The organism is Methylobacterium fujisawaense, from assembly GCF_014138435.1.
GTDB lineage: Bacteria > Pseudomonadota > Alphaproteobacteria > Rhizobiales > Beijerinckiaceae > Methylobacterium > Methylobacterium fujisawaense.
Window position 1 is genome coordinate 91,327 of sequence record NZ_JACJIM010000002.1, and the last position, 13,156, is coordinate 104,482.

Genomic DNA, 13,156 nt, shown 5'->3' on the forward strand with positions numbered 1-13,156 from the left:
CCTTCGGCTCGCTCGATCCGCGCCGGGCGAGGCCGGTGTTCTAGAGCATTTTCCGCAGGCGTGGATACGGGGCGCGCGAAGAAAATGACCGGGTGGCCCGTCCCTGTCGTTCCGGACGGGGCGACCCCGCCGGCGCTCCGCCATCGTCAACCTTGAATTGCTGGGCGCAAAAAAGAACCCGCGCAGGACGTCGGTCCTGCGCGGGTGTCGAAGCCAGGGATCCACCGCCCGGACGGGCCGGGCGGCGGGGTCGGCGTCTTACTCGTCGTCGGAGCGCTTCTTGTTGAAGGCGGCGCCGAGGATGTCGCCGAGCGAGGCGCCCGAATCGGCGGAGCCGAACTGGGCCATGGCCTCCTTCTCCTCGGCGACCTCGAGGGCCTTGATCGAGACCTGCACGCGGCGAGCCTTCCGGTCGAACTGGACGACGCGGGCGTCGAACTTCTCGCCGGCGGCGAAGCGCTCGGGACGCTGGTCGCCGCGGTCGCGGGCCAGCTCGGCGCGGCGGATGAAGGTCTGCATGTCGGTGTCGACGATCTTCACCTCGACGCCGGCATCCTTCACCTCGACGACCTCGCAGGTGACGATCTGGCCCTTCTTGATCTCGCCGGCCTCGGCGAAGGGGTCACCGCCGAGCTGCTTCACGCCCAGGGAGATCCGCTCCTTCTCGACGTCGACGTCGAGAACCTGGGCGCGGACCATGTCGCCCTTCTTGAACTCTTCGATGACCTGCTCGCCGGGACGGTTCCAGTCGAGATCCGACAGGTGGACCATGCCGTCGACGTCGCCCTCGAGGCCGATGAAGAGGCCGAACTCGGTCTTGTTCTTGACCTCGCCCTCGACCTCGGAACCGACCGGGTGCTTCTCGGCGAAGGCCTCCCAGGGGTTCTGCAGGGTCTGCTTGAGGCCCAAGCTGATGCGGCGCTTGACCGGATCGACCTCCAGGATCTGCACCTCGACCTCCTGGGAGGTGGAGACGATCTTGCCCGGATGGACGTTCTTCTTGGTCCAGCTCATCTCGGAGACGTGGATCAGGCCCTCGATCCCCGGCTCCAGCTCCACGAAGGCGCCGTAGTCGGTGATGTTGGTCACGCGGCCCTTGAGCTTGGCGCCCTCCGGGTAGCGGGCGGCGATGCCCTCCCACGGATCGGCGAGGAGCTGCTTGATGCCGAGCGAGATGCGGTGCGTCTCGTGGTTGATCTTGATGATCTTGACCTTGACCGTCTGGCCGATGGTCACGACCTCGGACGGATGGTTCACGCGGCGCCACGCCATGTCGGTGACGTGCAGCAGGCCGTCGATCCCGCCGAGATCGACGAAGGCGCCGTACTCGGTGATGTTCTTGACGACGCCGTCGATGACCTGACCTTCCTCAAGGTTGGCCACCAGCTCCGAGCGCTGCTCGGCGCGGCTCTCCTCGAGGACGGTCCGGCGCGACACGACGATGTTGCCGCGGCGGCGATCCATCTTGAGGATCTGGAACGGCTGCGGGGTGCCCAGCAGCGGGGTAACGTCGCGGACCGGGCGGATGTCGACCTGCGAGCGCGGCAGGAACGCCACGGCGCCGTCGAGGTCGACGGTGTAGCCGCCCTTGACCTGGTTGAAGATCGTGCCGGTGACGCGGTCGTTGTTCTCGAACGACTTCTCGAGCTTGACCCAGCTCTCCTCGCGGCGGGCCTTGTCGCGCGAGATGACGGCTTCGCCCAGCGCGTTCTCGATCCGGTCGACGTAGACCTCGACCTCGTCGCCGACCTTCAGCTCGCCCTCGCGGCCGGGACCGGTGAATTCCTTCAGCGCGACACGGCCTTCCGTCTTGGCGCCGATGTCGATGACGGCCACGTCCTTCTCGATCGCGACGACGCGACCCTTGACGACGGAGCCTTCGGTGATCTCGTGTTCGAGGAAGCTCTCCTCGAGGAGGGCTGCGAAATCCTCGCGGCTCGGGCCACGCCCCAGAGCGGTACCTGCGGTCATTCTGTCTCCTGAACGGCCTCCATCGGAGGCCCGTTGCGTCGGCGGCTCGCGTTGCAGGCGCCCCCGGTTCGCCGCGGCCTTCCCGGAGTCTTTCGGGAGAGGCGGCCGGTCCCGCGGGACCCGGCTTGCCGACGCGTCGATACGGATGACGAGGGCGGTCCAGCCGGAAACCTGGCGGGCGCACCGGAAAGACGGGCGCGCGAGAGGGGATCCGGGAGGACGCGGGTCCCTTACAACATCGGCCTTGCGACTTCAACCGATTAGGGTTTTAGCCTCGCCGGGCGTCGGATGGCCGCGGCGCAGGTGCGGTCTTGCGTGCGGTCTTGCCGCCGGCTGCGGATGTGGCAAGTCTGTCTGCCGCCGGACGCTTGCCCGGCGCATATCCGCCGGTCAGGAGAGCCCGCACCGGTCCGTCGGGCGCGGCCTGGTGTCTGTCCGGCGCATCCGGAGCGTTTTGAGGGAAGAAGCGTGCTGCGTCCTGATCTCGTCTCCCGTCGTGCCCCGCGTCTGCGGCACAGCGGCATCCCCCATGCCCCGCGAACCGAGGCCTGAACGCCCGATGCCGAACGGGTACAACGCCCCGATGGAGATGCTGGCGCGCAAGCTCGACAGCATCGCGCGGATTGCGGATGCCGACCGCGAGGCGCTCCTCGCGCTGCCCCACACCGTCCGGAACCTGCCCGCGCGCCACGACATCGTCCGGTTCGGCGACAGGCCGAACCAGAGCTGCCTTGTCCTTCAGGGCTGGGTCTATCGCTATTCCGCCCTGGCCGAGGGCGGACGCCAGATCCTGTCGTTCTACATCGCGGGCGACCTTCCGGACCTGCAGAGCCTCCATCTGCACCGGATGGATCACAACCTCGCCACGCTGACGTCCTGCGTCGTGGCGCTGGTCGCGCATGACGACCTGCGTGCGGTTCTCCTGAAGAATCCCGGTCTCGCCGCCACCCTCTGGCGCGACAGCCTGATCGACGCCGCGCATTACCGCGAGCGGATCACCAGCCTCGGGCGGCGGCAGGCGCTCGGTCGCGTCGCCCACATGTTCTGCGAGCTCTATCTCCGGCAGAAGGCGGTCGGGCTGACGCGCGGCCTGAGCTGTCCGCTGGCGCCCAAGCAGTCCGAACTCGCGGACTCCCTAGGCCTGACGAGCGTCCACCTGAACCGGGTTCTGCGGACGCTCCGGGGCCGCGGGCTCGTCACGCTGGGCGGCGGCATCCTGACCATCGAGAACTGGGACGCGCTCGCCGAAGTCGCCGAGTTCGACCCCACGTTCCTGCACCTCGCGAACAACGCCGCCCCTGCGCACCCGACCGTCGAGACCGTCTAGGGCGTGGGGCCGCCTCAGGCGGCCTGGGCCAGCGCATCCGGTGCGGCCGGCACCTCATCGGTATGGACATCGAAGCGGATCAGCTGGGCGGCACCGAAGCTCGTGGTGAGGGCGCAGTCGGTGGCGTCGCGGCCGCGGGCCATGACGATGCGGCCGATCCGGGGCCGGTTGTGGCGGGCATCGAACGTGTACCAGCGCGGCCCGTCGGGCCCGTGGAGGTAGACCTCGAACCACGCGGAGAAGTCCATCGGCGCCGGATCCTTCGGCACGCCGATGTCGCCCAGATAGCCGGTGGCATAGCGCGCCGGGATGTTCATGCACCGGCACAGGGTTATCGCCAGATGCGCGAAGTCCCGGCACACGCCGACGCGCTGCGTGTATCCGTCGAAGGCGGTGCGGGTCGCGTCGGCCTGCTGGTAGTCGAAGCGCAGGCGATTGTGGGCGAAATCGACGATGGCCTGGACGCGCGCCCAGCCCTCCGGCGTGGCGCCGAACAGCGACCAAGCCGTCTGCGAGAGCTTGTCGGTGTCGCAGTAGCGCGAGCCCAACAGGAATGTCAGGACGTCGTCGGGCAAGTCCTGCACGGCGATCTGGCGGGCGTCGGGCGCCTGGTCGTCCGGCCGGCCGCTGTCGGCGATCGTGAAATCGGCCGTCATGGTGATCCGTCCACCCGGCGCGACGAGGCGCGTGCAGACATTGCCCAAGGCGTCCACGTGCTGCCGGGCCGCCACCGGAGGATCGAAGGTGATCACCTCCGGGGTCACGAGGTCGCGCCTCAGCTCCGGGCGGACGTTGAGCAGCAGGTTCATCGGCGTCGGGCCGAACGTGTCGAACGCGATCGAGAAGCCGGTGCGGATATGCATCGTCGAGGACCGAATGGTAGGTCGCTGTCCGGCGCTGCCGGAAATCGAGCCGTTAACAGTACAGGGCCCTACAAGCCGCGAGGCGACCTCAAGTTCCGTCGGAGATGCCCGCCGAGCGTCGTCGACCTGCCCGAATATTCGGCACGGTTCGGCGCAGGCCGAGGCCGCGCGACCCCGCTGCGCGCCCTGAAGCGCTCCCCGGGCGGGGCTGCCCGGCGTCGCGCCATGTTGCAACGCACAGGGCGCCCTCGTATCCGGAGCCGCTTCGAACCCAAGGTCGTCCGGCCGCCGCCGGGGGGCCTGCTGCCAGACGATCCATGCCCATGACGCCCGACAAGCTTTCCCTGCCCAAGGACAAGATCCGGGTCTTGCTGCTGGAGGGCATCAACGACAGCGCCGTGGCACTGATGCGGGCCGCCGGCTACACCAACCTGACCCGGCTGCCGAAGGCGCTGGACCGGGAGGCCCTGCACGAGGCGCTCCAGGGCGTGCACATGGTGGGCATCCGCTCGCGGACGCAACTCGACGCGGCCGCCTTCGCGGCGTCGGACCGGCTCCTGGCGGTGGGCTGTTTCTCGGTCGGCACCAATCAGGTCGATCTGGAGGCCGCCCGGCATCGGGGCATTCCGGTCTTCAACGCCCCCTTCTCGAACACGCGCTCGGTGGCGGAGCTGACGATCGGCGAGATCGTGATGCTGCTGCGCCGGATCGTTCCGCGCTCGGTGGGCGCCCATGCCGGCCGCTGGGACAAGTCGGCGGCGGGCTCGCTGGAGGTGCGCGGCAAGACGCTGGGCATCGTCGGCTACGGCAATATCGGCACGCAGCTCTCCACGCTCGCCGAAGCCATGGGCATGCGGGTTCTGTATTACGACCACACCGACAAGCTGCGCCACGGCAACACCGAGCCGACCGAGACGCTGCACGAGCTTCTGGGCCAGAGCGACGTGGTCTCGCTGCACGTGCCCGAGACGGAGGCCACCGCCAACATGATCGGCGCGGCCGAGATCCGTGCGATGAAGCCCGGATCCTTCCTGATCAACAACGCCCGGGGCACCGTGGTCGATCTCGAGGCTCTGGCGGCGGCGCTGCGCGACGGCCACCTCAAGGGCGCCGCCGTCGACGTCTTCCCGGCGGAGCCCGGGTCCAACGCGGAGGCCTTCGTCAGCCCCCTCCAGGGACTCGAGAACGTGATCCTCACGCCGCATATCGGGGGATCGACCGAGGAGGCTCAGGAGCGCATCGGCTCCGAAGTGGCGCGCAAGCTCCTCGACTATTCCGATATCGGCTCGACGGTCGGCGCCGTGAACTTCCCGCAGGTGCAACTCCCGGCCCGCCCGACCGGAACGCGCTTCATCCACGTCCAGCGCAACCTGCCCGGCATGCTCGGACGCCTCAACGGCGTGTTCTCCCGCGGGCAGGTCAACATCGCCGCGCAGTTCTACCAGACCGACGGCGAGGTCGGGTACGTGGTGCTGGAGACCGACGCCACCGACGCGGATGCGGAGGCGCTGCTCGCAGAGATCCGCGCCATCCCGGGTACGATCCGCGCCCGCCTGCTCTACGAGCGGCGCTAGCCGGGAGGACGCGCCTCGCGGGACCGGCGAGCCTGCGGGCTTTCAAGCGTGCGGTAATTTACGCAGCGCGCGTGAACGCGGCCGATCTTGCCGCGTTCGTCTTGCGCGGCCAAGCTGGCCGCTGTTCAAGTCGCAAGCGGCATGATCGACGGCCTCGACCGATCGAGCGCCCGGCCGGCGGAGGAATTGCGTTGACGAAGCGTGTAGCATGGGCATGGGCCGGACTCGCGCTCGGCATCGCCGGGACGGTCTTGAGCGTCTCTGGCGCGTCGGCGGATTGCCTGCGGCGGGTCTACAATCGATCGAACCTGGTCCTGGTCGCCCGCCAGGATGGCGGGCCGCCCGCCACGCTGTTGCCCGGTCGGTCGCTGCCGATGCGGCTGTCACGGCCGGGCCAGATCGACATCACGGGCTATTGCGGGATGCCGGGCGTGGGCGCGGGCCCGGTTGTCCAGCGGACCTTCGACTATGAGGCGGTCCTCGACCGCTGCTTCGTCCGGTTCGGGGGCGACCTGTTCGTGCCGCAACTGGGGCGCGGCTTCATCGGTCTTCAGGAGACGGCTCCCTTTACGGTGAACAACCCGCGGCAGGGCGACATCGTTCTCGGACCTGCAGTCGGATCCGCATGCCCGGTGCCCGGGCCGGCCGTTCTGAGCCGGCGCGGCTGAGCCTCAGAGGTAGTGCCGGAACACGACCCCCGTATCCGTGGAAGTGCCGGGTTGCGGGGGCGAGGCCGGCCCGATGAACGGGCTTGCGAGGCGCAGGGCCACGAGGCCGAGGGCAGCCAGCGCCGGGGCGATCAGGCGGAACGGGCGAGCGAGCATGGACGCCTCCGTCGCGCCGCCGGTCCCGCCTGCAACGTGCATGCGGATCGGAGCGCATGTGAAGCATCGCACCTTACGGCCGAGCTGAACGTGCCGAAGCGCACACGGGGCGCGTCGAGACCGATGCCGGCGCGTCGGAGCCTGGCGCCCGGTGCGGTGACGGTCCGACGATTGCGTCCACCGGGTCGCTGGCGTGTACACCGATGCACTCCTATGCTGCCCGGTGTCGGGGGCCGCCGGGAGCCGCGCTGCCAGGGCCGCGGTGGCGCTCCCCGGGTGGAACCGACTGCGTGAACGAGGACGCGCGTATGCTGACCCAGACAGGCAACTCGATTCTCCGAGGCGATCTCGGCGTCGAGGAGACCATCGAGTCCGACAATATCGTCCGCTGGGACGGCGAGCGGCTCTATGTGGAGCAGGACGTCTATCACAACGGTCAGCTGGTCCACCGCAAGTACCGCCGCACCGTCACCGAGCCCGTCGCCCGCGTGCTGTGGGCGATCATCAATCGCGCCAAGCAGTGAGCGCCGGGGCAGGAGCGGATCGGATGCGTTCGTTCGGGCGGCCTTCCTGACGCTTCCGCCCGTATCGCTGCAAAGTCGGGGGCCGCGGTCGAGCACCATCCGGGCCGGGCCGATGGTTTCGTGCCTCGCATCCGAATGGGGAACGGGATTCGACGCCGTGCGCGGCGCGGCCGCTGGCGCCGCGCGGTGCCCAGGGTCTCTCAGGGGGGGCGTATAATCCCATATCGCGGCCCCTGCGTTCCAAACAGTCTCTAGTTCTTGACGGGGCTGAAGCGACGCGCTCTTGCTGATTTCATCCAGTGACAGTGGCTCTGGGTCGCGCCAGAGTTCTGCGCCCCTGCGAGTTCAGACTTTCATTCGGTCCATGCTGGCAAGATCACTTCTCAACCGCTGGTCGATCTTCGCGTTTAATGTGCTGATCGCGTTGCCGCTGACGCTCGCGCTTGTCGAGGTCGCGATCTTGCTCTGGGGCGCTGGATTTCAGCATCACGCCACGATTCACGAGGCCGGGCATCTGATCGAGGGGATGGGCGTGATCCTGATCGGTTGGGGCGTGGTGCTGGAAGAGCGGCCTGGCGTGAGCCATCTCCTCGGCGGCCTTCCGACCGAGGATCCCGATCGCGAGGCGGCGATCGACGCGCTTTGCCACCATTGCGGCCTCGCCCTGCTGGTGCTGGGGCTCGTCGCCGAGATCCTCGTGCAATGCGTCGAGGTCCCCGACCACATCATCAATACGGACCGGATCGAGCGTGTCGTCCTGACCGGCGGGGCCGTCTTCCTGGCGCTCGGCCTCGCCACGCTGGCGCGGCTCTCCGCCGGTCTCGCGGCATTCCGCGCGCTAATTCCCTTGGACCCCGAAGGCTCCCTGCCTGAGGCGGGGCCGCGCTGAGAGCCCTGAGCCCGACGACCGGTCCGGCTCTCTGCGGGGGACGGCGCGGCTGCTAGGCTGCGACGGCAGCCTCCGGTTCGACGAGGGTGAGATGCGACGGTCGCAGCACGTCGAGGCGCTCGTGCGCGTTGTCGAAGGCGGCCCGGATCGTCGTGCTCGCGTCCTCGACGGCAACCAGGACAGCCAGTTTCTGGGCGCTGGCGCGGTCGGCGACGCTGCGGGCGGCCGCGATCAGCGACTGCTCCAGGCCGAGAAATTCCGCCTCGGCATCCCGTCCCGCATCCCGCGCGGCCGATGCAAGACGGTCCAGTACGGCTTCCAGGGCATGGCGCAGGACAAGCGTCCGCACGCGCTCCTGCAGGAGCGCCCTCTCGTCGATCTTCATCGGAATCGGTCCGCGTTGGGGAACACGGCCAAGCTCTCATACTTCGGCTCACCGTGCAGCCACCTTTTTGCAACAGAGCAATACTGTCTCGTGCGCCGGGCGCGCGGCGCGTTCACCGTTTCGTCGGCGAGATCATGCAAAGTTGTTCTGCAATCGTGTGTCGAGTATTTGCGCATCCTGAGAATCGAAAGCGCTGTCTCGATCACTTCATGGCGCAAAATTGCGCGCATCGAGGTGCGCTTGGCCGTTCGAATACCTCCGATGCACCGGGGGCGTTGTCTCCCGCGAGGGGGCGAAGACGCCGCCGCGACGGGGCTGGGGCGGCCGGCTGCCGCTCAGTACGGCGTGCCGCGCTGGCGCCGGTCCCGCAGGGCCTCGGCGTACCATTCGAGTTCGTCGAGGAAGCGGTTGGCCGCCGTCGTGATCCAGGGCTCGGCAGGAATGCCCTGGCTGTCGATGGCTTTCTGGAGCCGCGGGATCGGCAGGAGCGAGGGGATGCTGGACATGCCCATTTCGGCAAGCATCGCCCGCAATGCCATTGCCGCCCGGACGCCGCCGAACTGACCGGCCGAGTAGCAGCAGATGGCCGACGGCCGCCAGAAGTACTCTTCCAGGAAATGGTCGAGGGTGTTGGAGAGCGCTGGCGGGACGCCGTGATTGTACTCGGCCGTGACCACCAGGAAGGCGTCCGATCCGCGGAAGAGGTCGGCGAGGCGCTGCAGGGGCTCCGGCGCGGTGCCGGCCGAATATTCCTTGTACATCCGGTCGAGGAGCGGAAGCTTCAGCTCGGCGGGGTCCACCAGCGGGGCGGCGTGGCCGCGCGCCTCGAGTTGCGCGATCAGGAACTGCGCGGCTCGGTTGCCGATGCGGTCGGTGCGGACGCTGCCGAGAATCACGGGGATGGTCAGGGGCATGGCGATCTCCGGTTCCCCCGATCATGCCAGAGGCCGGCGGACCACTCCAGACGCCAGGCGATCCCGGCCGGGTCAGGCCTGGGTGCTGCTGGTGAGTGCAGCCGCGATGCCCACCGGGCCGCCCGTCGCATAGGCGGCGATCGCCTTCGTCACCTGTTGCAGGAAGGATTGCAGGCCGTCGCCGCTGCCGGTCGCCGACGCGGCATCGGCGGTCGCCGTCGTACCGGTGGACGCACTTGTGGACGACGCGCCGTCCGTTGCGGCGCCGGTTGTCGCGGATGCACCGCTCTGCGTCGCGTCCGACGCCGGCCGATGGCCATGGTGGCCGCGACGGTGATGGACGGGCGCCGCGCCGTCCGCGGTCGGGCTCGACGACGTGCCGGTCGCGGAGGCTTCGTCGGCATTGGCGGTGGCGTCCGCCGGTGTGGTGACGCCGCTCTGAAGGCCCATCTGGCTGAAGTCGGATTGCAGTTGCAGGAGCGACGCCATCAGATCGTTCGACAGGGTCGGTGTCGATGTGGTGCCGGTCGTCTGCCCGGTGCTTCCGGTAGCCTGGGTGGTGGTCGGATCCTGGCCCGCCGTGGTCGAGGCGCCGGCCTCGATCCGGGCCGTATTCGCCGCACGCGCCTGTCTCAGGGCGCTGACAAGATCCCGCTGGAGAGAACTGCCCGTAACCGCATTCGCCGACATGCTACGCCTCCGCGACCGCCTTCGGTTCGGGGAGGCACGGCGCATTCCAGAATTTTCCCAATGATTTCAGCGACGCTCCCGGGCCGGGGACCGGCAGGATCGGCCCAGCGGCAGATTCTGCCGCTCTACCCCGCCGAGAGGGGGCGGGTCAGGTCGGTGCGGCGCGGGGGGCTGTCCGTCGACGAAGACAAGCACGGCGATCTTGATCCGCTCTACGCCCGGCAGAGCCGGGGCGCCTCCTTCGGTCCCCGCCGCGGCCCGCCGACATTTCGGGTGCCGCTCCGGGTGAACGCGGCCGCCGACATGCGCGGCCGCCCCGAGACCGTTCGATCGCGCTCGCGACCGGCATTTCGCCGTGAGCGCTGCGCGCGTCTCAGCCGTATCGACGGCCGGGATCTTGGGCCGGCGCACGGACGGGCTGAAGCGGCTGCTGACGAAGGGGCCCCGAGATCCGGTCGCAAGAACGGATCGGCATCAGCGACCAACGCCGTGCGGTCCGAGAGGCGGGGCTGTGATGGGGGCTGATGGCTCCCCGAGCAGGACTCGAACCCGCGACACGGCGATTGACAGTCGGGGCCATGTCATTGGTTCGGAAGGACGGCGTTGCCGTGGGTTGAGTTACGGCGGCCGGTCATGGTGAGCCCCGTTTGCCGCCGAACAGCGCGCCGAGCAGGTCAACGCAACCATTTGGCGAAGAGAAACTTTTGGACGTTTCGCCAGCGCTCAATCACAGGAGTTCCGAATACAGCAATGATTGGTGTATTAGAAAGATATTTGCTGCTATCTATATATTGTCATGCATTCGAACGATTTTGTCTTGATATTTTTAGGGCCCTCTGGAATAATCCGTTTGCGGCGTTGAGCGTCAGGCAATGACAGGTCGAAGTGAGTTCGATTTATTCGGCGGTCACAATCAGTCTAAAACGACGAAATGAGTGCAATGCAAGACTCGAAAATTGCGGTAGCCTGTAGATATAAATTGATAGAAAATAAAAACATCGGTCGAAATCGCAAGGAAAACCCAGTCGTTTGGTGCGAACAATCTGTCGCGCGAACACTGGGCTTCTCGCCCTCGCGGTCCCGCCGTCTCGCGCCCTTTCCTGCCCGCGGTAGCCTAGCCTCATGAGCGAGGGGTACGATCCGATTCGCGAAGCCGTTGCGGCACATCGATTCTCTGGCTGCACAGTAAAGCCATGGAGCATCAGAGACCCGCTTTGGCTGGTCGACAGTGAGTCCCCGACAGACGGAGATCTAATGGTGCTGGTCATGTGCCTCGGCCTCATGGGCTCGCCACGCCGGCTGCAACAGGCCGCCGCGATGGCAGAAGATCCCGCGACCGTCTCCGAACTGCGCGAGGCTGCCCGGCCGCGAGCACACCGCGGACGCCACCCCGCGCTCGCGCGCCTAGAGGGCGACGGCTTGGTAGTCAGCCAGATCTGTCGGACCTGGACACGGTGAAGACGGCAATCGTGAACTCAGCCTTTTTGCGCCTTCCGACCGACAAAATTCATCCATGACACAGTGCCTATTATAGCACATTCGTCGTCGCATGAAGTGTGTAGGCTACCCTCAGGTTGTACGAACGGTAATTTTTATGACTCAGCGTTCTGACGACGCGGGCCCCCGCAACCTTACATGGCACACGTTGCTACCTCGTGAGCAGCGGTGGCGCGCCTTAGCACAGCGCCCGGTGATAGCTTGGTTCACCGGCCTGTCTGGCGCAGGGAAGTCGAGCATTGCCAACGCAGTAGACCGCGCGCTTATTGAGGCCGGGCGTCACACCATGGTGCTTGACGGCGACAACTTGCGTCACGGTCTCAGCAACGACCTGGGCTTCGAAGACGCTGACCGCGTTGAGAATATTCGCCGCGCCGCCGAGACCGCACGCCTCATGGCTGAGGCTGGACTGGTAGTCATTGTTTCACTGATCTCCCCTTTTCGCCGCGAGCGCGCTATGGCGCGCAGCATAGCGGGCGACGTACCTTTTCTTGAGATATTCATTGATACGCCGATTCAGGTCTGTGAAGCACGCGATCCTAAGGGGCTCTATCATCGTGCCCGGGTCGGTGAGATCCCGCATTTCACCGGCATCTCCGCACCTTATGAACCACCCGAAACGCCAGACGTCGTAGTTCAAACTGAGGGATACACTATTAGCCAATCCGCTGCGTCACTCATCCCTAAGTTGATGCAGTCCTCCGTCGATATCAGAGCTGCAGCAAAGGAGGCCGGATCACGGAGTTTTGAAGTCGAAAGAGTGCATGGAATGACCTGACATAACGGCCCGGGCGTAGCAGACACATACAGATACATCTATTCGTCTTCCGCATGGTGCGAACGATCGCGGCATCGGGGGCGCTTGTGGAAATTGTGCGAAAACGTCTCGAAGTCGGGCAGGATTATCGCTCGGACAATGGCGATATCCACGGTGTCATCATCAAGATGTGGCCCGTCGAGAGCGGATCGGAGGCCCTCGTCCGAACCCAATCTACCGGCGAAGTGGTACGCGTGTTCATCGCAGGCGAGAAACGACTGGAGAAGCGGTGACGTTTGGTTGAGCTGAATGATCAGCGATCTGAGACAAACGTTGCTTCGGTGGCAACTCAAGCTTCCGCACGATCCAAGCTTTGTCACGAAGGGCGACCTCGTGGGTTGATCATTCGAAACAGGTGGCCTTGATGGCGGGCAGCGCCACGGTCACAGGTCAATCCAGGCGTGATCTAACTCAATGTTGCCAGCAGCGTCGCGATAGACCTCAATCGTGTCGGGGACGCCCAGCGGCACCGGCGGGATCTTGTTCGCCAACTACGGCAGCGTGATCGCAGCGAGGCAAAGGTGCCCGTACTTCCGCGCGGGCGGCGGTTCAGGTTGTCGCCGAGGGCTGCGCAACGCCATCCAGCCGAGCCGGTGAGCTCCGGTGCCCAACTGGTCGATGACGGCCAGCGCGTTCGCCCGCATCGCCGTCCATCTCGTCGGGATGAGATACCAGCACGGCGAGGCGTGCTTCGACAGGCGCTCGATCTGATCGCGCCCGGTGGCGGCGGCCGGCGGGAGTTGGAGGGGAGAGCGACTGGCCGACATTGGCGCCTCAGTAGGCGTCGCCCGTAGCTGGAGTGTGTGCAATCGAATGTGCGCTCCGGAGTATGCTACGCTCGGGAATGGCGCCACCGAAGCAATCAACGGCTAGCTCAAAAG

General features: G+C 66.7%; 13 protein-coding genes. 7 read left to right on the plus strand and 6 right to left on the minus strand.

Features of this window, described 5'->3' with window-relative positions; all coding sequences use genetic code 11:
• Window positions 1–258: 258 nt before the first annotated feature.
• Entirely contained in the window at window positions 259–1,971 is a 1,713-nt protein-coding gene (gene rpsA, locus GGQ91_RS05350) for a 30S ribosomal protein S1 (protein WP_043351014.1), read from the minus strand.
• Between the two features lie 559 nt (window positions 1,972–2,530).
• Here rpsA and GGQ91_RS05355 point away from each other — a divergent pair.
• The gene (locus GGQ91_RS05355; RefSeq protein WP_043380608.1) at window positions 2,531–3,298 is read left to right on the plus strand and encodes a Crp/Fnr family transcriptional regulator; all 768 of its coding nucleotides are present in this window, start codon (window positions 2,531–2,533) and stop codon (window positions 3,296–3,298) included.
• A gap of 14 nt (window positions 3,299–3,312) precedes the next feature.
• On the opposite strand, the gene GGQ91_RS05360 is transcribed toward GGQ91_RS05355, so the two are convergent.
• Complete coding sequence (locus tag GGQ91_RS05360; RefSeq protein WP_182591542.1) at window positions 3,313–4,161, minus strand: transglutaminase-like domain-containing protein; 849 nt, start codon at window positions 4,159–4,161, stop codon at window positions 3,313–3,315.
• Window positions 4,162–4,484: 323 nt separating this feature from the next.
• Between GGQ91_RS05360 and serA the strand changes: the two genes are divergently transcribed.
• Window positions 4,485–5,735 (plus strand): phosphoglycerate dehydrogenase, encoded by a 1,251-nt coding sequence (gene serA / locus GGQ91_RS05365; RefSeq protein WP_091955054.1) that lies wholly within the window; start codon window positions 4,485–4,487, stop codon window positions 5,733–5,735.
• A 71-nt stretch (window positions 5,736–5,806) separates the two neighbouring features.
• On the plus strand, window positions 5,807–6,403 hold the full coding sequence (locus GGQ91_RS05370; protein WP_343066760.1) for a hypothetical protein: 597 nt from the start codon (window positions 5,807–5,809) through the stop codon (window positions 6,401–6,403).
• Between the two features lie 3 nt (window positions 6,404–6,406).
• Here the strand turns inward: GGQ91_RS05370 and GGQ91_RS05375 are convergent, their stop codons facing one another.
• Entirely contained in the window at window positions 6,407–6,559 is a 153-nt protein-coding gene (locus GGQ91_RS05375) for a hypothetical protein (RefSeq protein WP_164706381.1), read from the minus strand.
• A 308-nt stretch (window positions 6,560–6,867) separates the two neighbouring features.
• Between GGQ91_RS05375 and GGQ91_RS05380 the strand changes: the two genes are divergently transcribed.
• The gene (locus tag GGQ91_RS05380; protein WP_043351006.1) at window positions 6,868–7,083 is read left to right on the plus strand and encodes a hypothetical protein; all 216 of its coding nucleotides are present in this window, start codon (window positions 6,868–6,870) and stop codon (window positions 7,081–7,083) included.
• A gap of 283 nt (window positions 7,084–7,366) precedes the next feature.
• Complete coding sequence (locus tag GGQ91_RS05385) at window positions 7,367–7,972, plus strand: hypothetical protein (protein ID WP_246410585.1); 606 nt, start codon at window positions 7,367–7,369, stop codon at window positions 7,970–7,972.
• Window positions 7,973–8,024: 52 nt separating this feature from the next.
• Here the strand turns inward: GGQ91_RS05385 and GGQ91_RS05390 are convergent, their stop codons facing one another.
• The 3 genes from GGQ91_RS05390 to GGQ91_RS05400 form a co-directional block, all read right to left on the minus strand.
• Window positions 8,025–8,357 carry a hypothetical protein gene (locus GGQ91_RS05390; RefSeq protein WP_043352724.1) on the minus strand — a complete coding sequence of 111 codons (333 nt, stop codon included), beginning with the start codon at window positions 8,355–8,357 and terminating at the stop codon, window positions 8,025–8,027.
• 335 nt (window positions 8,358–8,692) lie between these two features.
• Complete coding sequence (locus GGQ91_RS05395; protein ID WP_182591543.1) at window positions 8,693–9,271, minus strand: NADPH-dependent FMN reductase; 579 nt, start codon at window positions 9,269–9,271, stop codon at window positions 8,693–8,695.
• Window positions 9,272–9,343: 72 nt separating this feature from the next.
• Window positions 9,344–9,961 carry a hypothetical protein gene (locus GGQ91_RS05400; RefSeq protein ID WP_043380620.1) on the minus strand — a complete coding sequence of 206 codons (618 nt, stop codon included), beginning with the start codon at window positions 9,959–9,961 and terminating at the stop codon, window positions 9,344–9,346.
• Window positions 9,962–11,555: 1,594 nt separating this feature from the next.
• On the opposite strand from GGQ91_RS05400, the gene cysC reads away from it, so the two are divergent.
• The gene (cysC, locus tag GGQ91_RS05405; RefSeq protein ID WP_182591544.1) at window positions 11,556–12,236 is read left to right on the plus strand and encodes an adenylyl-sulfate kinase; all 681 of its coding nucleotides are present in this window, start codon (window positions 11,556–11,558) and stop codon (window positions 12,234–12,236) included.
• A 53-nt stretch (window positions 12,237–12,289) separates the two neighbouring features.
• Window positions 12,290–12,508 carry a hypothetical protein gene (locus GGQ91_RS05410; protein ID WP_182591545.1) on the plus strand — a complete coding sequence of 73 codons (219 nt, stop codon included), beginning with the start codon at window positions 12,290–12,292 and terminating at the stop codon, window positions 12,506–12,508.
• Window positions 12,509–13,156: the final 648 nt, after the last annotated feature.

What these genes read in the sequence shown, in the direction of transcription:
- rpsA (WP_043351014.1), bottom strand. Translation starts at nt 1,971, where the DNA reads ATGACCGCAGGTACCGCTCTGGGGCGTGGCCCGAGCCGCGAGGATTTC.
- GGQ91_RS05355 (WP_043380608.1), top strand. Translation starts at nt 2,531, where the DNA reads ATGCCGAACGGGTACAACGCCCCGATGGAGATGCTGGCGCGCAAGCTC.
- GGQ91_RS05360 (WP_182591542.1), bottom strand. Translation starts at nt 4,161, where the DNA reads ATGCATATCCGCACCGGCTTCTCGATCGCGTTCGACACGTTCGGCCCG.
- serA (WP_091955054.1), top strand. Translation starts at nt 4,485, where the DNA reads ATGACGCCCGACAAGCTTTCCCTGCCCAAGGACAAGATCCGGGTCTTG.
- GGQ91_RS05375 (WP_164706381.1), bottom strand. Translation starts at nt 6,559, where the DNA reads ATGCTCGCTCGCCCGTTCCGCCTGATCGCCCCGGCGCTGGCTGCCCTC.
- GGQ91_RS05380 (WP_043351006.1), top strand. Translation starts at nt 6,868, where the DNA reads ATGCTGACCCAGACAGGCAACTCGATTCTCCGAGGCGATCTCGGCGTC.
- GGQ91_RS05390 (WP_043352724.1), bottom strand. Translation starts at nt 8,357, where the DNA reads ATGAAGATCGACGAGAGGGCGCTCCTGCAGGAGCGCGTGCGGACGCTT.
- GGQ91_RS05395 (WP_182591543.1), bottom strand. Translation starts at nt 9,271, where the DNA reads ATGCCCCTGACCATCCCCGTGATTCTCGGCAGCGTCCGCACCGACCGC.
- GGQ91_RS05400 (WP_043380620.1), bottom strand. Translation starts at nt 9,961, where the DNA reads ATGTCGGCGAATGCGGTTACGGGCAGTTCTCTCCAGCGGGATCTTGTC.
- cysC (WP_182591544.1), top strand. Translation starts at nt 11,556, where the DNA reads ATGACTCAGCGTTCTGACGACGCGGGCCCCCGCAACCTTACATGGCAC.
- GGQ91_RS05410 (WP_182591545.1), top strand. Translation starts at nt 12,290, where the DNA reads ATGGTGCGAACGATCGCGGCATCGGGGGCGCTTGTGGAAATTGTGCGA.